Annotated in this window: 2 protein-coding genes; one reads left to right on the plus strand and one right to left on the minus strand. The window is 62.6% G+C overall.

What is annotated here, in order from left to right; all coding sequences use genetic code 11:
• Positions 1–421: dephospho-CoA kinase (gene coaE, locus A2J02_RS14995; RefSeq protein ID WP_068283232.1), on the minus strand; the 421-nt coding region annotated here is incomplete at its 3' end.
• Positions 422–550: 129 nt separating this feature from the next.
• Here coaE and A2J02_RS15000 point away from each other — a divergent pair.
• Positions 551–760, plus strand: a complete 210-nt coding sequence (locus A2J02_RS15000; protein ID WP_068050934.1) for a hypothetical protein — start codon at positions 551–553, stop codon at positions 758–760.
• The last annotated feature ends 173 nt before the right edge of the window (positions 761–933 follow it).

The raw sequence follows: 933 nt of genomic DNA on the forward strand, positions 1-933 counted from the left end.
GACGACGTACCCGTTCCTCGGCGTCGACCCACACGATGACCACGAGGTGAAAGAACGGGCCCATCGATCCCTCCACGAGGAGCGGAATGTCCTGCACCACTATGGCATCCGGCGCTGCACCGTCGATGATCGCGGCGGTGCGCTCGCCGACCAACGGATGAACGATGGCGTTGAGCTTCTTGCGGGGTTCCTCGTCGCCGAATGCCTTGGTCGCCAACGCCGGACGGTCGAGCGAGCCGTCGGGTGCGAGAATGTCGACTCCGAAGGTGTCCGTCAGTCGTTGCAGCCCAGGCGTTCCCGGCTCCACGACTTCACGGGCAAGCACATCGGAGTCGACGAGCACTCCCCCGAGTTCGGTCAGCACCTTGGCAACGGTCGATTTTCCGGCACCTATTCCACCGGTCAGTCCCAGTCTCAGCATGCAACCAGTCTGACACTCGAACACGCCGAATCACACCAGCCTCAAATGCACCGTTTTCGGAGGTGGGTCGGTTATCTTCGACGGGCGAGACCTCGATGTGCCGACCCACAGCTATTGAAAAGGACACCCATGCGAAGCAATCAGATCCAACCGGGTCGGCACCGCCTTGGCATGGATGCAGGCGTTCATTGCATTCTCATCCCGGAAGTAGCCTCGGCGTTGGCCGACCATCGGCGTAACTGGTTCACCAACCTCCTGACCCCCGCCCGCCACAGCTTCGCCAGCATGCGCAAGCGCACGGAGAGCGTCGGCCAGTGGAGTCCAGCCACCGCCGCGTAGTTCGCACTCCCCCTCACACATGGGCCCGGTTCATCGGAACCGGGTCCATCGTCGTGTCCGCAGCTTCTCTGCTCCCCTGATTCGAAACGAGAAAGCCCCGGTTCTCACGTGGAGAACCGGGGCTCGGTGTCACACCCTCACGGGTGGACCACTTCTATCAGGCGTTGCCCGAC

The sequence above is a fragment of the Rhodococcus sp. EPR-147 genome, from assembly GCF_001647185.1.
Taxonomy (GTDB): Bacteria; Actinomycetota; Actinomycetes; order Mycobacteriales; family Mycobacteriaceae; genus Rhodococcoides.

What these genes read in the sequence shown, in the direction of transcription:
- A2J02_RS15000 (WP_068050934.1), top strand. Translation starts at nt 551, where the DNA reads ATGCGAAGCAATCAGATCCAACCGGGTCGGCACCGCCTTGGCATGGAT.